This window comes from Abiotrophia sp. HMSC24B09 (genome assembly GCF_001815865.1).
Taxonomy (GTDB): domain Bacteria; phylum Bacillota; class Bacilli; order Lactobacillales; family Aerococcaceae; genus Abiotrophia.
On the sequence record NZ_KV822206.1, the window covers coordinates 65,468 to 66,191 of the forward strand.

Annotated in this window: 1 pseudogene; it reads left to right on the forward strand. The window is 51.2% G+C overall.

The window, feature by feature from the left end:
* Window positions 1-724 (forward strand): annotated as a pseudogene (locus HMPREF3093_RS09950) (YSIRK signal domain/LPXTG anchor domain surface protein); the annotation flags it as partial.

Consider the following 724-nt stretch of genomic DNA (forward strand, 5'->3'; position numbering starts at 1 on the left):
CAAGAACGGTACGGAAGTAACGGCTAAGTACACTCCAACCGTAACAAGAGTCACCCCAACCAGCACGCCAGCCACTTCAACTGGTGTCCAAGGTGTGCCACAAACCGGCAGTCCAGTCTTCACCCCAGGTGATCCAGCAGTGCCAATCGATGTGGATAGTCCAATGACTTTCCAAGACGGCTCAAGCACGAAGAAGGTTCCAGGTGTAGGTGAGTACTCCATCAACCCAGATGGCTCCATTACCTTCACCCCAGACAAGCAATATGTTGGGACCCCAGATCCGGTGACAGTTAAACGTGTAGACAAGAACGGCACGGAAGTAACGGCTACCTATACTCCAACCGTAACCAAGGTAACGCCAACCAGCACCAACGCTGAATCCAATGGTGTACAAGGGCAACCACAAAAGGGCACACCAACCTTTACTGAAGGGAACCCATTAGTACCACTTGATGACACGAAACCAATGACTTTCGAAGACGGTTCAAGCACGAAGAAGGTTCCAGGTGTAGGTGAGTACTCCATCAACCCAGATGGCTCCATTACCTTCACCCCAGACAAGCAATATGTTGGGACCCCAGATCCGGTGACAGTTAAACGTGTCGACAAGAACGGTACGGAAGTAACGGCTAAGTATACTCCAACCGTGACTAAGGTAACACCAACTAGCACACCAGCGACTTCTACAGGTGTCCAAGGTCAACCACAGACAGCGACGCCAGTC